The 14,407-nt window shown below is 69.7% G+C and carries 13 protein-coding genes and 1 riboswitch; of the genes, 10 read left to right on the top strand and 3 right to left on the bottom strand.

Annotated features, from left to right (window positions below; genetic code table 11):
• Window positions 1-11: 11 nt before the first annotated feature.
• Window positions 12-1,415 (bottom strand): cysteine desulfurase/sulfurtransferase TusA family protein, encoded by a 1,404-nt coding sequence (locus Q3Y56_RS08165; protein WP_304461283.1) that lies wholly within the window; start codon window positions 1,413-1,415, stop codon window positions 12-14.
• A gap of 391 nt (window positions 1,416-1,806) precedes the next feature.
• On the opposite strand from Q3Y56_RS08165, the gene coxB reads away from it, so the two are divergent.
• The 4 genes from coxB to Q3Y56_RS08145 all read left to right on the top strand — a co-directional run bounded on the left by coxB (window position 1,807) and on the right by Q3Y56_RS08145 (window position 6,267).
• Window positions 1,807-2,778 carry a cytochrome c oxidase subunit II gene (gene coxB / locus Q3Y56_RS08160; RefSeq protein WP_304461282.1) on the top strand — a complete coding sequence of 324 codons (972 nt, stop codon included), beginning with the start codon at window positions 1,807-1,809 and terminating at the stop codon, window positions 2,776-2,778.
• Window positions 2,775-4,514, top strand: coding sequence for a cytochrome c oxidase subunit I (gene ctaD, locus Q3Y56_RS08155; RefSeq protein WP_304461281.1), 1,740 nt, complete (start codon window positions 2,775-2,777; stop codon window positions 4,512-4,514). Before coxB ends, ctaD begins: the two co-directional genes overlap by 4 nt.
• On the top strand, window positions 4,511-4,909 hold the full coding sequence (locus tag Q3Y56_RS08150) for a cytochrome c oxidase subunit 4 (protein ID WP_304461280.1): 399 nt from the start codon (window positions 4,511-4,513) through the stop codon (window positions 4,907-4,909). The genes ctaD and Q3Y56_RS08150 overlap by 4 nt, the downstream gene beginning before the upstream one ends.
• 110 nt (window positions 4,910-5,019) lie before the next feature.
• Window positions 5,020-6,267, top strand: coding sequence for an Ig-like domain-containing protein (locus tag Q3Y56_RS08145; RefSeq protein ID WP_304461279.1), 1,248 nt, complete (start codon window positions 5,020-5,022; stop codon window positions 6,265-6,267).
• Window positions 6,268-6,284: 17 nt separating this feature from the next.
• Here Q3Y56_RS08145 and Q3Y56_RS08140 read toward each other — a convergent pair whose 3' ends face one another.
• Window positions 6,285-6,689: a hypothetical protein gene (locus Q3Y56_RS08140; protein WP_304461278.1), complete on the bottom strand. Its 405-nt coding sequence runs from the start codon at window positions 6,687-6,689 to the stop codon at window positions 6,285-6,287.
• A gap of 169 nt (window positions 6,690-6,858) precedes the next feature.
• Between Q3Y56_RS08140 and Q3Y56_RS08135 the strand changes: the two genes are divergently transcribed.
• From Q3Y56_RS08135 to Q3Y56_RS08110, 6 genes are all read left to right on the top strand, one after another.
• On the top strand, window positions 6,859-7,479 hold the full coding sequence (locus tag Q3Y56_RS08135) for a heme-copper oxidase subunit III (RefSeq protein WP_304461277.1): 621 nt from the start codon (window positions 6,859-6,861) through the stop codon (window positions 7,477-7,479).
• 90 nt (window positions 7,480-7,569) lie between these two features.
• Complete coding sequence (locus Q3Y56_RS08130; protein WP_304461276.1) at window positions 7,570-8,379, top strand: c-type cytochrome; 810 nt, start codon at window positions 7,570-7,572, stop codon at window positions 8,377-8,379.
• Entirely contained in the window at window positions 8,376-9,434 is a 1,059-nt protein-coding gene (locus Q3Y56_RS08125; RefSeq protein WP_304461275.1) for a ubiquinol-cytochrome c reductase iron-sulfur subunit, read from the top strand. Before Q3Y56_RS08130 ends, Q3Y56_RS08125 begins: the two co-directional genes overlap by 4 nt.
• Window positions 9,431-11,062, top strand: a complete 1,632-nt coding sequence (locus tag Q3Y56_RS08120) for a cytochrome bc complex cytochrome b subunit (protein WP_304461274.1) — start codon at window positions 9,431-9,433, stop codon at window positions 11,060-11,062. Before Q3Y56_RS08125 ends, Q3Y56_RS08120 begins: the two co-directional genes overlap by 4 nt.
• A gap of 198 nt (window positions 11,063-11,260) precedes the next feature.
• Window positions 11,261-12,328: an anthranilate phosphoribosyltransferase gene (gene trpD, locus Q3Y56_RS08115; protein WP_304461273.1), complete on the top strand. Its 1,068-nt coding sequence runs from the start codon at window positions 11,261-11,263 to the stop codon at window positions 12,326-12,328.
• A gap of 85 nt (window positions 12,329-12,413) precedes the next feature.
• A riboswitch (SAM riboswitch) is annotated at window positions 12,414-12,531 on the top strand.
• A 169-nt stretch (window positions 12,532-12,700) separates the two neighbouring features.
• Window positions 12,701-14,074, top strand: coding sequence for an aminotransferase class V-fold PLP-dependent enzyme (locus Q3Y56_RS08110; RefSeq protein WP_304461272.1), 1,374 nt, complete (start codon window positions 12,701-12,703; stop codon window positions 14,072-14,074).
• Between the two features lie 39 nt (window positions 14,075-14,113).
• Here Q3Y56_RS08110 and Q3Y56_RS08105 read toward each other — a convergent pair whose 3' ends face one another.
• Complete coding sequence (locus Q3Y56_RS08105; RefSeq protein WP_304461271.1) at window positions 14,114-14,395, bottom strand: Lrp/AsnC family transcriptional regulator; 282 nt, start codon at window positions 14,393-14,395, stop codon at window positions 14,114-14,116.
• Window positions 14,396-14,407 lie beyond the last annotated feature (12 nt).

Raw genomic sequence — 14,407 nt, 5'->3', positions numbered from 1 at the left:
GGAAGGAGAGGTCACCTCCGGCGGACCCGGTAGGCCGTGCCGCCGTCGGCCGGGCGCTCGCCCAGATAGTCGTGCCCGCGCATCGCGCACCACGCGGGGATGTCCAGCCGGGCCGCCTCGTCGTCGGCCAGTACGGCCACCACCCCGCCCACCGGCACGTCGTCGATCACCTTGGCGAGTTCGATCACCGGAACGGGGCAACGCCTGCCGAGCGCATCGACGATCAGCTCCGGCACCTCCTCTTCCGCGGCCGCCGACGGCGCGGCCGACGCGGACACCGGCGCCCCCAGCCGCTCCCGTACCGCACCGACCACCCCCGGCAGCACCTCCAGGAAGCGCTCCACGTCCGCCGCGGCCGTACCCGCCGGCAGCGACACCCGGACGTTGCCCTCCGACAGCACCCCCATCGCCCGCAGCACATGGCTGGGCGTCAGCGTGCTGGAGGTGCAGGACGAACCGGACGAGACGGAGAAGCCCACCTGGTCCAGCTCGTGCAGCAACGTCTCCCCGTCGACATAGAGACAGGAGAAGGTGACCAGGTGCGGCAGCCGGTGGACCGGGTCGCCGACCACCTCCACGTCCGGCACCAGCTCCGGCACCCGGGCCCGGATCCGGTCCACCAGCTCCCGCAGCCGCGCCGCCTCGGCCGCCGCCTCCTGCCGTACGGCCCGCAGCGACGCGGCGGCCGCGACGATGGCGGGCAGGTTCTCGAAGCCGGGCGCGCGCCCCGACTCCCGTTCGTCCGCCGGGGAGTGCGCGGCGAACCGCACCCCCTTGCGCACCGCCAGCAGCCCCACGCCCGCGGGACCGCCCCACTTGTGCGCGCTCGCCGTGAGCAGCGACCAGCCGTCCGCGACCGGGCCCCAGCCCAGCGACTGGGCGGCGTCCACGAGCAGCGGCACATCGGCCGCCCGGCACTCCTGGGCGACCTCGGCCACCGGCTGCTCGGTGCCCACCTCGTGGTTGGCGGACTGCAGACAGGCCAGTGCGGTGGGGCCCGGCGCGTCGCGCAGCGCGGCGGCGAACGCCCCGGGCGCGACCCGGCCGGCGCGGTCCACCGCCACCTCGGCGACCGTCCCGCCCCCCGCCTCGTGGGCCGCGGCGGCGTGCAGGACGGCGGAGTGCTCGACGGCGGAGACGACCAGATGGCGGCCCGCGCGGCGGCGGCCCGCCAGCGCGCCCGCGATCCCGTCGTGCAGCGCGCGGGTGCCGGAGGAGGTGAACACCAACTCGTCCGGGCGGCAGCCGACCGCCTCCGCGGCGGTCTCCCGCGCGGCGTCCAGCAGCAACCGGGCGCGCCGGCCCTCCCGGTAGAGCCGTGCCGGGTCCGCCCAGCCCTCGTCGAGGGCGGCGAGCAACGCCTGGCGGGCGATGGAGTGCAGGGGCGCGGAGGACGCGGCGTCGAAGTAAGGCACGCTTCCACGCTAGTCCCACCGCTGCCCACCCACCGCCGGGCGTACCCGCTCGTACGCGGCTGCGGCCGCTGGCTGGTTTGTGCCCACTCCTTCCGTATGGGGGCACCTCTGGGAGTCCCCCCTCTGGGGGATGCCGCGCAGGGGAAGAACGCCTGCCCACAACCCCCGCGGCAGGTGCCCCACGGACCGTCAGGGAACCGGCGGAGGGGTCGCTTCCACCCCTTCGGGGAGTGACCCGGCGCGTTGGGCACCCTCCCCGCGCAGCCCTAAAACGCGTCCAGTAGGGTTTGGTCCGCATAAACATCCAAACCCCTGCCCGCACCGGGCCGGCGACCGACCAGCGAGACGGCCGCAGCCGGCCGCGCGGGCGAGACTCTCGGGAAGGCGCTACGTGAGTCCCAACGGCTCCGACCGCTCGTCGCGGCGCCCGGTGCGGCGGAAGCTGCTGCAGGCGCTGTCTGCGGGCTTGGTCCTGGCGACCGCCACCGGTTGCACATCGAAGGACGACATCCGCCTTGGAATGCCCGCTCCCGCCACGGAGGAGGCGCCGCGGATCCTCTCCCTGTGGCAGGGCTCGTGGGCGGCGGCGCTCGCCACGGGCGTCCTGGTCTGGGGCCTGATCCTGTGGAGCTGCATCTTCCACCGGCGCAGCAGGACCAAGGTGGAGGTTCCTCCGCAGACCCGGTACAACATGCCGATCGAGGCGCTGTACACCGTGGTCCCGATCATCATCGTCTCCGTGCTGTTCTACTTCACGGCACGTGACGAGAACGAGCTCCTCAAGGTGGACAAGAAGCCCGACCACGTCATCAACGTCGTCGGCTTCCAGTGGAGCTGGGGCTTCAACTACATGGAGAACGTGGACGGCAATGCCGCCACGCCGGGGAAGCCGTACCGGGAGATCAAGAACATCTCCAACATCCCGGACCGCATGCTCGACACCGTGCCCAAGGGCGCCGAGGGCGTGTACGACGTCGGTACCCCCGGCGACCGGAACCCCGACAAGGGCTGGCCGGGCCCGACCCTGTACCTGCCCAAGGGTGAGACCGTCGAGTTCGTCCTGACCTCGCGCGACGTCATCCACTCCTTCTGGGTGGTGCCGTTCCTGATGAAGCAGGACGTCATCCCGGGCCACACCAACCGCTTCCAGGTGACCCCCAACAAGGAGGGCACCTTCATGGGCAAGTGCGCCGAGCTCTGCGGCGTGGACCACTCCCGGATGCTCTTCAACGTCAAGGTCGTCTCCCCGAAGGAGTACCGGGACCACCTGGACAAGCTCAAGAACAAGGGCCAGACCGGCTACATCCCGTCGGGTATTGAGCAGACGGACCCCGCCAAGAACGCGGAGACGAAGCAGCAGTGAGCATCCTCAACGAATCCCAGGGTGCCGAGGGGACCGCCTCGTACGAGGACGAGTTGCCCGTCCGCACCAAGCAGCCCGGCAACGTCGTCGTCAAGTGGCTCACCACCACCGACCACAAGACGATCGGCACGCTGTACCTGATCACGTCGTTCGCGTTCTTCTGCATCGGCGGGCTCATGGCGCTGTTCATGCGCGCCGAGCTGGCCCGGCCCGGCACGCAGATCATGTCGAACGAGCAGTTCAACCAGGCGTTCACCATGCATGGCACGATCATGCTGCTGATGTTCGCCACCCCGCTGTTCGCGGGCTTCGCGAACTGGATCATGCCGCTCCAGATCGGCGCCCCCGACGTCGCGTTCCCGCGGCTGAACATGTTCGCCTACTGGCTCTACCTGTTCGGCTCGCTGATCGCGGTGGCGGGCTTCCTGACCCCGCAGGGCGCGGCCGACTTCGGCTGGTTCGCGTACTCCCCGCTCTCCGACGCGGTCCGGTCGCCGGGTGTCGGCGCCGACATGTGGATCATGGGTCTGGCGTTCTCGGGCTTCGGTACGATCCTGGGCTCGGTCAACTTCATCACCACGATCATCTGCATGCGCGCTCCGGGCATGACGATGTTCCGGATGCCGATCTTCACGTGGAACGTGCTGCTGACCGGTGTGCTGGTGCTGCTGGCCTTCCCGGTGCTGGCCGCGGCGCTGTTCGCGCTGGAGGCGGACCGCAAGTTCGGGGCGCACATCTTCGACGCGGCCAACGGCGGGGCGCTGCTGTGGCAGCACCTGTTCTGGTTCTTCGGGCACCCCGAGGTGTACATCATCGCGCTGCCGTTCTTCGGCATCATCTCCGAGGTCATCCCGGTCTTCTCGCGTAAGCCGATGTTCGGTTACGGCGGTCTGGTCGCGGCGACGATCGCGATCGCGGGTCTGTCGGTGACGGTGTGGGCGCACCACATGTACGTCACGGGCGGGGTGCTGCTGCCGTTCTTCTCGTTCATGACCTTCCTGATCGCGGTCCCGACCGGTGTGAAGTTCTTCAACTGGATCGGCACCATGTGGAAGGGCTCGTTGAGCTTCGAGACGCCGATGCTGTGGGCGGTCGGCTTCCTGATCACCTTCACCTTCGGTGGTCTGACCGGTGTCATCCTGGCGTCGCCGCCGATGGACTTCCACGTCTCGGACTCGTACTTCGTGGTGGCGCACTTCCACTACGTGATCTTCGGGACCGTGGTCTTCGCGATGTTCTCCGGCTTCCACTTCTGGTGGCCGAAGTTCACCGGCAAGATGCTCGACGAGCGGCTCGGCAAGATCACCTTCTGGACGCTGTTCATCGGCTTCCACGGCACCTTCCTCGTCCAGCACTGGCTGGGCGCCGAGGGCATGCCGCGCCGGTACGCGGACTACCTGGCCGCCGACGGCTTCACCACGCTGAACACCATCTCCACCATCGCCTCGTTCCTGCTCGGTCTGTCGATACTGCCGTTCTTCTACAACGTCTGGAAGACGGCCAAGTACGGCAAGAAGGTCGAGGTCGACGACCCGTGGGGCTACGGCCGCTCGCTGGAGTGGGCGACCTCCTGCCCGCCGCCCCGGCACAACTTCCTCACGCTGCCGCGCATCCGCTCCGAATCCCCGGCGTTCGACCTGCACCACCCGGAGATCGCGGCGCTCGACCAGCTTGAGAACGTGGACGTCGAGTCCGAAGACAAGGCCCTCGCGGGTGGCAAGGAGGCCGGCAAGTGAAGGTCCAAGGCCGGATGTTCATCTGGCTCTCCGTCTTCGTCCTCGCCATGGCGGTCGTCTACGGCGTCTGGTCGAAGGAGCCGGCGGGCACCACCGCGCTGTTCCTGGCCTTCGGCCTGTGCATCATGATCGGCTACTACCTGGCCTTCACGGCTCGCCGGGTGGACACCGGAGCACAGGACAACAAGAACGCCGATGTCGCGGACGACGCCGGTGAGCTGGGCTTCTTCAGCCCGCACAGCTGGCAGCCGCTCTCGCTGGCCGTCGGTGGCGCGCTCGCCTTCATGGGCGTCGTCTTCGGCTGGTGGCTGCTGTACTTCTCCGCCCCGATCATCCTCGTCGGCCTCTTCGGCTGGGTCTTCGAGTACTACCGCGGCGAGAACCAGAACCAGTAGCGGAGCCCGCTCCGTACCGAGGGGCCCGGTGCACCTGCCCAGGTGTACCGGGCCCCTCGTTTGCAGCACTCCGCGCGCCGAACCGGGCGGATCTCCCTAGCTTTGTGGTCATGAGTCAGAGATCTCGGTCCCGGACGGTCCCGGTCTGCGCGCTGCTGCTCGCGCCCCTCGCGGCGGCGGCCGCGGGCTGCGGCGGTCCCTCCTCGGATCCGCTGGCCGCCAAGCCGTACGACGCCTCCGGGCAGATCGCCTTCGGCGGGGTGGAGGAGGGCCGGAAGGTCGACCCCGACAAGCCCCTCGAAGTGACCGCCAAGGGGAGCCGCATCACCGATGTGACCGCCACGGACGCCGCGGGCCGGTACGTACGCGGCGAACTCAGACCCGACGGCAGCAGGTGGCGCAGCACCACCCCGCTCGCCGCGGGGGCGCACTACACCGTGCGGGTGAGCACGGAGAACCACAACGGCAGGCCGGGCCGCCGCACCATCGGCTTCGACACCGCCCCCACCGACGGGAAGCTGCGGGTCACCTTCGGCCCGGACAGCGGCACGTACGGCGTGGGCCAGCCGGTCACCGCGGAGCTCAGCGAGGCGGTCCGGGACGCCTCGGCCCGCGCCGTCGTCGAGCGCGCCCTGAAGGTCCAGTCAACCCCCGCCGTGCAGGGCGCCTGGCACTGGGTGAACAACCGGACCCTGCACTACCGTCCGCGCGAGTACTGGCCCGCCCACGCCGCGATCGACGTCCGCTCCGCCCTGGAGGGCGTCAAGGTCGGCGGCGGCCTCTACGGGGGCTCCTCCAAGCCGCTGAAGCTGCGCACCGGGGAACGGATCGAGGCCGTCACGGACGCGGCTACGCACCAGATGACCGTACGGCGCGACGGCAAGGAGCTCCGCAGGATCCCCATCACCACCGGCAAGCCGGGCTTCGACACCCGCAACGGCGTCAAGGTGGTACTGGCCCGGGAAGCCTTCGTACGCATGCGCGGCACCAGCATCGGCATCCCGGCGGGCTCGTCGGACTCCTACGACCTGCCCGTCTACTGGGCCACCCGGGTCACCTGGAGCGGCGAGTACGTGCACGCGGCGCCCTGGTCGGTGGGCTCACAGGGCTACGCCAACGTCAGCCACGGCTGTACGGGCATGAGCACCGCGAACGCCAAATGGTTCTTCGACACCATCCATGTCGGTGACCTCGTCAGGGTCGTGGGCAGCGGAGGCGAGACCATGACGCCCTTCGACAACGGCTTCGGCGACTGGAACCTGACGTGGAACGAATGGCAGGAGGGCAGCGCGCTGGCCCAGACCCGGCCGGACGGGAGCGGCCCGGCCGACGCGGCCCGGCTCCGCCCCGAGGTCTGAGCCCGGTCGCGGGCGGCTCAGGCGGCGCCCAGCCGCCTGCCCTTGCGGAGCAGCCCGGCGAGCGCGTCGGCGAACTCCACAGGATCCACCGGATGGGTGACGGCGGCCTCCGCGCGGCTCCACGTGGCCAGCCACGCGTCCTGCGCGCGGCCGATCAGCAGCAGCACCGGCGGGCACTGGAAGATCTCGTCCTTGATCTGCCGGCACACGCCCATCCCGCCCGCCGGAACGGCCTCGCCGTCCAGGACGCAGACGTCCACGCCGCCCTCCTCCAGGGCCGCCAACACGGCGGGCAGAGTGGCGCATTCCAGGAACTCGACCGGCGGTACGTCGGCGGCGGGACGCCGCCCGGCGGCCAGCCGGACCTGCTCGCGGATGGTGGCGTCGTCGCTGTAGACCAGCACCGTGGCGGTCGGCTGCATTGTTCCTCCGCGTCGTTGGTTCGGGAACCCTGGCGCGGATGCTACTCCGTCACCCGCGGGGCAGGGAGGGTGTCGTACGGTGCGCCGATGGGCCGTTCGGGCCGCGCACACGGCGTTGACACACCGAACGGCACCCCCCGGAGTGAGGGCTGGATAAGCGACCGACATAATGTCGGTCGTGGCGACAGCAACAGCAGTAGATACCGGGCACGCGCACCCGTCGGTCAACCGGCCGAACCTCACCAGCGTCGGAACCATCATCTGGCTCAGTTCCGAGCTGATGTTCTTCGCGGCCCTCTTCGCGATGTACTTCACCCTGCGATCGGTGACGGGCGCCGAGCACTGGAAGGAAATGGCCGAAGCGCTGAACTTCCCGTTCTCGGCCACCAACACCACGATCCTGGTGCTCTCCTCCCTCACCTGCCAGCTCGGCGTCTTCGCGGCAGAGCGCGGCGACGTGAAGAAGCTGCGCATGTGGTTCGTGATCACCTTCATCATGGGCGCGATCTTCATCGGCGGCCAGGTCTTCGAGTACACCGAGCTGGTCAAGCACGAGGGCCTGTCGCTCTCGTCGGACCCGTACGGCTCGGTCTTCTACCTGACCACCGGCTTCCACGGCCTGCACGTGACGGGCGGACTCATCGCCTTCCTGCTGGTCCTGGGCAGGACGTACGCGGCCAAGAGGTTCACCCACGAGCAGGCGACCGCGGCCATCGTCGTGTCCTACTACTGGCACTTCGTCGATGTCGTCTGGATCGGCCTCTTCGCCACGATCTACATGATCAAGTAATCCGGCGCCCGGGGCCGAGGACCTCGCGCCCCGCACCGGAACCACGTCCTTAAAGCATCGACGCAGAAGATCCTGACACCGGGGTAATCCGTGAAAAAGCTCTCCGCACGACGACGCCATCCGCTGGCGGCGGTCGTCGTCCTACTCTTCGCGCTGGCGGTCACTGGGGGGCTGTACGCCGCGTTCGCGCCCGCGGACAAGGCCAAGGCCGATGACGCCTCCCAGTCCCTCACCATCGAGGAGGGCAAGAAGCTCTATTCCGTGGGCTGTGCGACCTGCCACGGAACGGGCGGTCAGGGTACGTCCGACGGGCCGAGCCTGGTCGGCGTCGGCTCCGCCGCCGTGGACTTCCAGGTCAGCACCGGCCGCATGCCCGCCCAGCAGCCCAGCGCCCAGGTGCCCAAGAAGAAGAAGATCTACACGGACGCCGAGATCGAGCAGCTGTCCGCGTACATCGCTTCGCTCGGCCCCGGCCCGGTGACGCCCACCAAGGAGCAGTACAACCCCGAGGGCGCGAACGCCGCCAAGGGCGGCGAGCTCTTCCGCACCAACTGCGCGCAGTGCCACAACTTCGTCGGCAAGGGCGGCGCGCTGACCAACGGCAAGTACGCGCCGAAGCTCGACAACGTCGACCCGAAGCACATCTACGAGGCCATGCAGACCGGCCCGCAGAACATGCCCTCCTTCCCCGACACGATCATGCCGGAGAAGGAGAAGAAGGAAATCATCGCGTACCTCGACAAGGTCAACAGCTCCGAGACCGAGACTCCTGGCGGCATGGAACTGGGCGGGCTCGGTCCGGTCAGTGAGGGCCTGTTCGGCTGGATCTTCGGTCTCGGCGCCATGATCGTCGTCACCATCTGGGTCGCCGCCCGGACCGCAAAGGCCAAGAAGTCATGAGTACCCAAGACATTCCAGAAGAAGAGAACCTGCCGCAAGAGCAGGTCGCCAAGGGCAGCGAAGAGGTAGCGGTCCGCGAGAACCCCTTCGCCGACCCGGGTCTGCCGCCGCACGAGCACCGCATCCAGGACATCGACGCCCGGGCCGCCCAGCGCTCCGAGCGCACCGTCGCCCTGCTGTTCACGCTCTCGATGCTCGCCACGGTCGGCTTCATCGCCTCCTTCGTGGCCTTCCCGGTCGACAAGATCGTCTACATCTTCCCGATCGGGCACGTCAGCGCGCTGAACTTCTCGCTGGGCATCACGCTCGCGGTGGCGCTGTTCTGCATCGGCGCGGGCGCGGTCCACTGGGCCCGCACCCTGATGTCCGACGTGGAGATCGTCCACGAGCGGCACCCGATCGCGGCCACCCCCGAAGTCAAGGAGAAGGTCTTCCAGGACTTCCGGGACGGCGCCGCGGACTCCGGCTTCGGCCGCCGCAAGCTCGCCCGCAACACTCTGTTCGGCGCCCTGGCGCTGCTGCCGCTCTCCAGCATCGTCCTGCTGCGCGACCTCGGCCCGCTGCCGGAGGACAAGCTCCGCCACACCAAGTGGGGCAAGGGCAAGCGGCTGATGAACCAGAACACCATGCAGCCGCTGCGCCCCGAGGACATCGCCGTCGGTTCGCTGACCTTCGCCATGCCCGAGGGCATGCACGAGGAGGACCACGACTTCCAGGTGCAGATCGCCAAGGCCGCCCTGATGATCGTCCGCATCCAGCCGGACGACATCAAGGACAAGCGCGAGCTGGACTGGTCGCACGAGGGCATCGTCGCGTTCTCCAAGATCTGCACCCACGTCGGCTGCCCGATCAGCCTGTACGAGCAGCAGACCCACCACGTGCTGTGCCCGTGCCACCAGTCGACCTTCGACCTGGCCGACGGCGGCAAGGTGATCTTCGGTCCGGCCGGTCACGCCCTGCCGCAGCTGCAGATCACCGTGAACAAGGAGGGTTACCTCGAAGCCGTGAGTGACTTCCGGGAGCCCGTCGGCCCGGCGTTTTGGGAGCGCGGATGAGTACGAACGAGACGCCGCGCCGCGGCAAGCCGGCACCTCGCGGGGAGCGGGTCGCCGACTGGATGGACGGCCGGCTCGGCATCTACGGTGCCGCCAAGGCCAACCTGCGCAAGGTCTTTCCGGACCACTGGTCCTTCATGCTGGGCGAGGTCGCCCTCTACAGCTTCCTGATCATCATCCTCACGGGTGTGTATCTGACGCTGTTCTTCCACCCCAGCATGGAAGAGGTCGTCTACCACGGCCCGTACGTCCCGATGCAGGGCATGCGGATGTCCGAGGCGTTCGCCTCGACCCTGGACATCAGCTTCGAGGTCCGCGGCGGTCTGCTCATCCGGCAGATCCACCACTGGGCCGCGCTGATCTTCCTCGGCGCCATGCTCGTGCACATGATGCGCGTGTTCTTCACCGGCGCGTTCCGCAAGCCGCGTGAGATCAACTGGCTCTTCGGCTTCCTGCTGTTCGTGCTGGGCATGTTCACCGGCTTCACCGGCTACTCGCTCCCGGACGACCTGCTCTCCGGTACCGGTATCCGGTTCATCCAGGGTGTGTTCCTGTCGATCCCGCTGGTCGGCACGTACATCTCGATGTTCGTGTTCGGCGGCGAGTTCCCCGGCATGGACGTGATCCCGAGGCTGTACTCGGTGCACATCCTGCTGCTGCCGGGCATCATGCTCGGCCTCGTGGTGGCGCACCTGATCCTGGTCTTCTACCACAAGCACACGCAGTTCCCCGGCCCCGGCCGGACCGAGAAGAACGTCGTCGGCATGCCGCTGATGCCGGTCTACATGGCCAAGGCGGGCGGCTTCTTCTTCCTGGTCTTCGGTGTCATCGCGTTCATCTCCGCGATCGCGACGATCAACCCGATCTGGGCCATCGGCCCGTACCGGCCGGACCAGGTCTCCACCGGCGCCCAGCCCGACTGGTACATGGGCTTCGCCGAGGGTCTGGTGCGTGTGATGCCGGGCTGGGAGATCAACCTGTGGGGTCACACGCTCGTCCTGGGCGTCTTCATCCCGATCGTGCTCTTCCCGCTCGTCCTCGTGGCCATCGCGGTGTACCCGTTCATCGAGTCCTGGGTCACCGGTGACAAGCGCGAGCACCACCTGCTGGACCGGCCGCGCAACGCCCCGACCCGCACTGCCTTCGGTGTGGCCTGGCTGACCGCGTACCTGATCATGCTCATCGGTGGCGGCAACGACCTGTGGGCCACGCACTTCCACCTGTCGATCAACGCGATCACGTGGTTCGTGCGGATCGGCTTCTTCGCCGGCCCGGTGATCGCGTTCATCGCGACCAAGCGGATCTGCCTGGGTCTGCAGCGGCGCGACCGCGACAAGGTGCTGCACGGTCGCGAGACCGGCATCATCAAGCGGCTGCCGCACGGCGAGTTCATCGAGGTGCACGAGCCGCTCCCGCAGGACCAGCTGCACACGCTGACCTCGCACGAGCAGCCGCAGCCGCTCGAACTCGGCCCGGAGGTCGACGAGAACGGCGTGCGCCGCAAGGTGACGCGCGGCCAGAAGCTCCGGGTGAAGCTCTCCAAGGGCTTCTACGGCGACGGCACGCAGATCCCCAAGGCCACTCCGGAGGAGTACGAGGAGATCACCAGCGGCCACGGCCACCACTGAGCCGCGCCTGCGCTGACGCCACGTCCGAGGGCCTCGGCCCCGCCCCTTCCCGGGGGCGGGCCGGGGCCCTCGGCCATGTCCCGTCCGCGGCCGTGTCCAGTCATCGGGCACGGCGACGGCATCGGGCCGATCCGCCGCTAGGCTGACGCCGGGGCCCCGAGACGGCCCCGTGCCCATCGTCGGACCCAGGAGCGGACCATGAACGTTGTGACCCCAGTCGGAGGCGACAACCGCGCGACGGCCCGCACCTGGCCCGGCGTACTGAAGTCGCTGCTCGCCGGTGCCGACCTGAGCGCCGACGACACCGCCTGGGCCATGGACCGCATCATGCGCGGGGAGGCGACCGACGCCCAGATCGCCGGGTTCCTGGTCGCGCTGCGGGCCAAGGGCGAGACCGTCGCCGAGGTGACCGGACTCGTGCGCGCGATGTACGCCCACGCGAACGCGATCGAGGTGCCCGGCCGTACCGTCGACATCGTCGGGACCGGCGGCGACCTCGCCAAGACCGTCAACATCTCCACCATGTCCGCGCTGGTCGTCGCCGGCACGGGCGCGAAGGTCGTCAAGCACGGCAACCGCGCCGCCTCGTCGGCCAGCGGCGCCTCGGACGTGCTGGAGAAGCTCGGGGTCAATCTGGAGCTGACCCCGCGGCGGGTGGTCGAGGTCGTCGAGGAGGCCGGCATCACCTTCTGCTTCGCGGTCAAGTTCCACCCGGCGCTGCGTCACGTCGCCCCGGCCCGCCGCGAGCTGGGCATCCCCACCACCTTCAACGTCCTCGGCCCGCTGACCAATCCGGCGCGGGTGAAGGCTCAGGCGACGGGCGTGGCGGACGCCCGGATGGCGCCCATCGTCGCCGGGGTGCTCGCCGAGCGCGGCTCCTCCGCGCTGGTCTTCCGCGGCGACGACGGGCTGGACGAGCTGACCACCACCGCGACCTCGCAGGTGTGGGTCGTCCGGGACGGCACCGTCACGCAGACGTCGTTCGACCCGCGCGACGTCGGGATCGACCTGGTGCCGGTGGAGGCGCTGCGCGGCGCCGACGCCTCGTACAACGCGGATGTCGCCCGGCGGCTGCTGGCCGGTGAGACCGGGCCGGTACGGGACGCGGTGCTGCTCAACTCCGCCGCCGCGCTGGTCGCCCTGGAACCGGGCGGCGGGACGCTCGAGGAGCAGATCGTGGCGGGCATGGCGAAGGCCGCGGAGGCCATCGACTCGGGGGCGGCCCAGCGGGCCCTGGAGCGCTGGGTCGAGGCCACCAACGCGTAGCCGTGACGGGGGTCCACCTGGACCCCCGTTCCGCCATGCGGACGGCGACTTGCGCGCCGTTGATCAGCTGGCATACTGCTCCGCAGGTCACGAGTGACAGCGACTACGGCCCCGGCCCGCTGTCCGGCAACCCTCCGTCCGTGGCGGGGTGCCCCGGGTGATGACCAGGCCGCAGGCAGCGAGGTCTGCGGCAAGCGCGGACCCCTGCGGAACCCTGGGGTCCTGGTCCTCAAGGGAGCAGTCTCGTGAGCAAGCGAATGCGTTAGGGCCGATCGGCCCGTTCTCCGCGCACCACCTTTTCTCTTTTCCTCCCGCCGTCGCGTCTGCCGCGTCGCGCGGTGAGTTTCGCCTGCGTATCCACGGGAGTTCGCCATGTCCGTCCCCACCCTTGCCGCCGACCCGTCGGTTTGTGCCCCGCTGCCCGTCCTCGGGCGAGATGTCCTCGTGCCGCTCGTGACCGGCGGGGAGGTCACGTACGCCGCCCTCGACTACGCGGCCAGCGCCCCGGCGCTCCAGCGGGTCTGGGACGACGTCGCCGCCTACGCCCCGTACTACGGCAGCGTTCACCGCGGCGCGGGCTATCTCTCGCAGCTGTCCACCGACCTGTTCGAGAACAGCCGCGGGGACGTCGCCGCGTTCCTCGGCTGCCGTCCCGACGACCAGGTCGTCTTCACCCGCTCCACCACCGACTCCCTCAACCTGCTCGCCGCCGTCCTGCCCGCCGGCACCCGGGTCTTCGTCTTCGAGACCGAGCACCACGCCTCGCTGCTGCCCTGGGAGCGCCGGGACGACGTCGAGGTGACCTACCTGGCCGCGCCCCGGTCGCACCGGGAGGCGGTCGAGACCCTGGAGCGGGCGCTCGCGGCACGGGAGCCCCACGGCCCGGCGCTGGTGTGCGTCACCGGCGCGTCCAACGTCACCGGGGAGCTGTGGCCGGTACGGGAGCTGACCGCCGCCGCCCACGCACACGGCGCCCGCATCGTCCTGGACGCCGCCCAACTGGCCCCGCACCACCCGGTCGACGTCGCGGAGTGGGACGTGGACTGGGTGGCCTTCTCCGGGCACAAGCTGTACGCGCCGTTCGGCTCCGGGGTACTGGCCGGGCGCGCCGACTGGCTGCGGGACGCGGAGCCGTACCTGGCGGGCGGCGGCGCGAGCCGTACGGTGGCGCGCCGCGGCGACGGCGGTGTCGACGTCGAGTGGCACACCACGGCCGCCCGGCACGAGGCCGGCTCGCCGAACGTCATCGGGGTCTACGCCATCGCCTCCGCCTGCAAGGCGCTGACCGAGGCCGGGTTCGACGCCCTGGTGGCGCGCGAGCGGCAGCTGATCGAGGCGGTCCGGCGCGGGCTGGCTCAGGTGCCCGAGGTGCGCGTGCTGTCGCTGTTCGGCGACGACGCCCCCCGGGTGGGCGTCCTCTCCTTCGTCGTGGAGGGCTGGAACAGCTCGCACTTCGCGGCGGCGCTCTCCGCCGAGTACGGCATCGGCGTACGCGACGGCCTCTTCTGCGCCCACCCGCTGGTACGGACCCTGCTGGGCGGCGAGCCGCAGGACCCGGGGGAGTGCGGCGCCCCGGAGGCGGCCCCCGGCGAGAAGTCGCTCAACGCGATCCGGGTCAGCTTCGGCGCGGGGACCCCGGACGAGCACGTGGAGCGGTTCGTGGGGGCGGTGAAGGAACTGGTCCGCGACGGCGCGAAGTGGAGCTACCGCACGGAGGACGGCCGCTGCGTGCCGGACCGAGGCTGAGGGCCGCCGGGGGTGCTCGCGGAGTACCCCCGCAACGGGCTACGCGTCCAGGCCGATCGCGAACGCCGCTTCCAGGTCGTGGCTGGAGTACGTACGGAACGCCACGTGCGTCTCCGTCGAGGCGACGCCCGGCACCTTGTTGATCCGGCCCGGGATCACGTCCGCGAGGTCGTCGTGCCGGGCCACCCGCACCATCGCGATCAGGTCGTGCACGCCGGTGACGGAGTACACCTCGCTGACCTCGTCCAGGGCGGCGATCTTCTCGGCGATCTCGGGGATCCGGTCGACGTCGGTCTTGATGAGCACGATCGCGGTGATCACGGTGGGCTGTCT

Origin of the sequence: Streptomyces sp. XD-27 (assembly GCF_030553055.1) — a bacterium.
In the GTDB taxonomy this organism is placed as follows: domain Bacteria; phylum Actinomycetota; class Actinomycetes; order Streptomycetales; family Streptomycetaceae; genus Streptomyces.
Note: the sequence above shows the minus strand (reverse complement) of the source record. Positions and strands in the feature narration are given on the sequence as shown.

Bases quoted from the DNA above. Each gene is read 5' to 3' on its own strand.
- Q3Y56_RS08120 (WP_304461274.1), top strand. From the start codon at position 9,431: ATGAGTACGAACGAGACGCCGCGCCGCGGCAAGCCGGCACCTCGCGGG.
- Q3Y56_RS08125 (WP_304461275.1), top strand. From the start codon at position 8,376: ATGAGTACCCAAGACATTCCAGAAGAAGAGAACCTGCCGCAAGAGCAG.
- trpD (WP_304461273.1), top strand. From the start codon at position 11,261: ATGAACGTTGTGACCCCAGTCGGAGGCGACAACCGCGCGACGGCCCGC.
- Q3Y56_RS08140 (WP_304461278.1), bottom strand. From the start codon at position 6,689: ATGCAGCCGACCGCCACGGTGCTGGTCTACAGCGACGACGCCACCATC.
- Q3Y56_RS08145 (WP_304461279.1), top strand. From the start codon at position 5,020: ATGAGTCAGAGATCTCGGTCCCGGACGGTCCCGGTCTGCGCGCTGCTG.
- Q3Y56_RS08135 (WP_304461277.1), top strand. From the start codon at position 6,859: ATGTCGGTCGTGGCGACAGCAACAGCAGTAGATACCGGGCACGCGCAC.
- Q3Y56_RS08110 (WP_304461272.1), top strand. From the start codon at position 12,701: ATGTCCGTCCCCACCCTTGCCGCCGACCCGTCGGTTTGTGCCCCGCTG.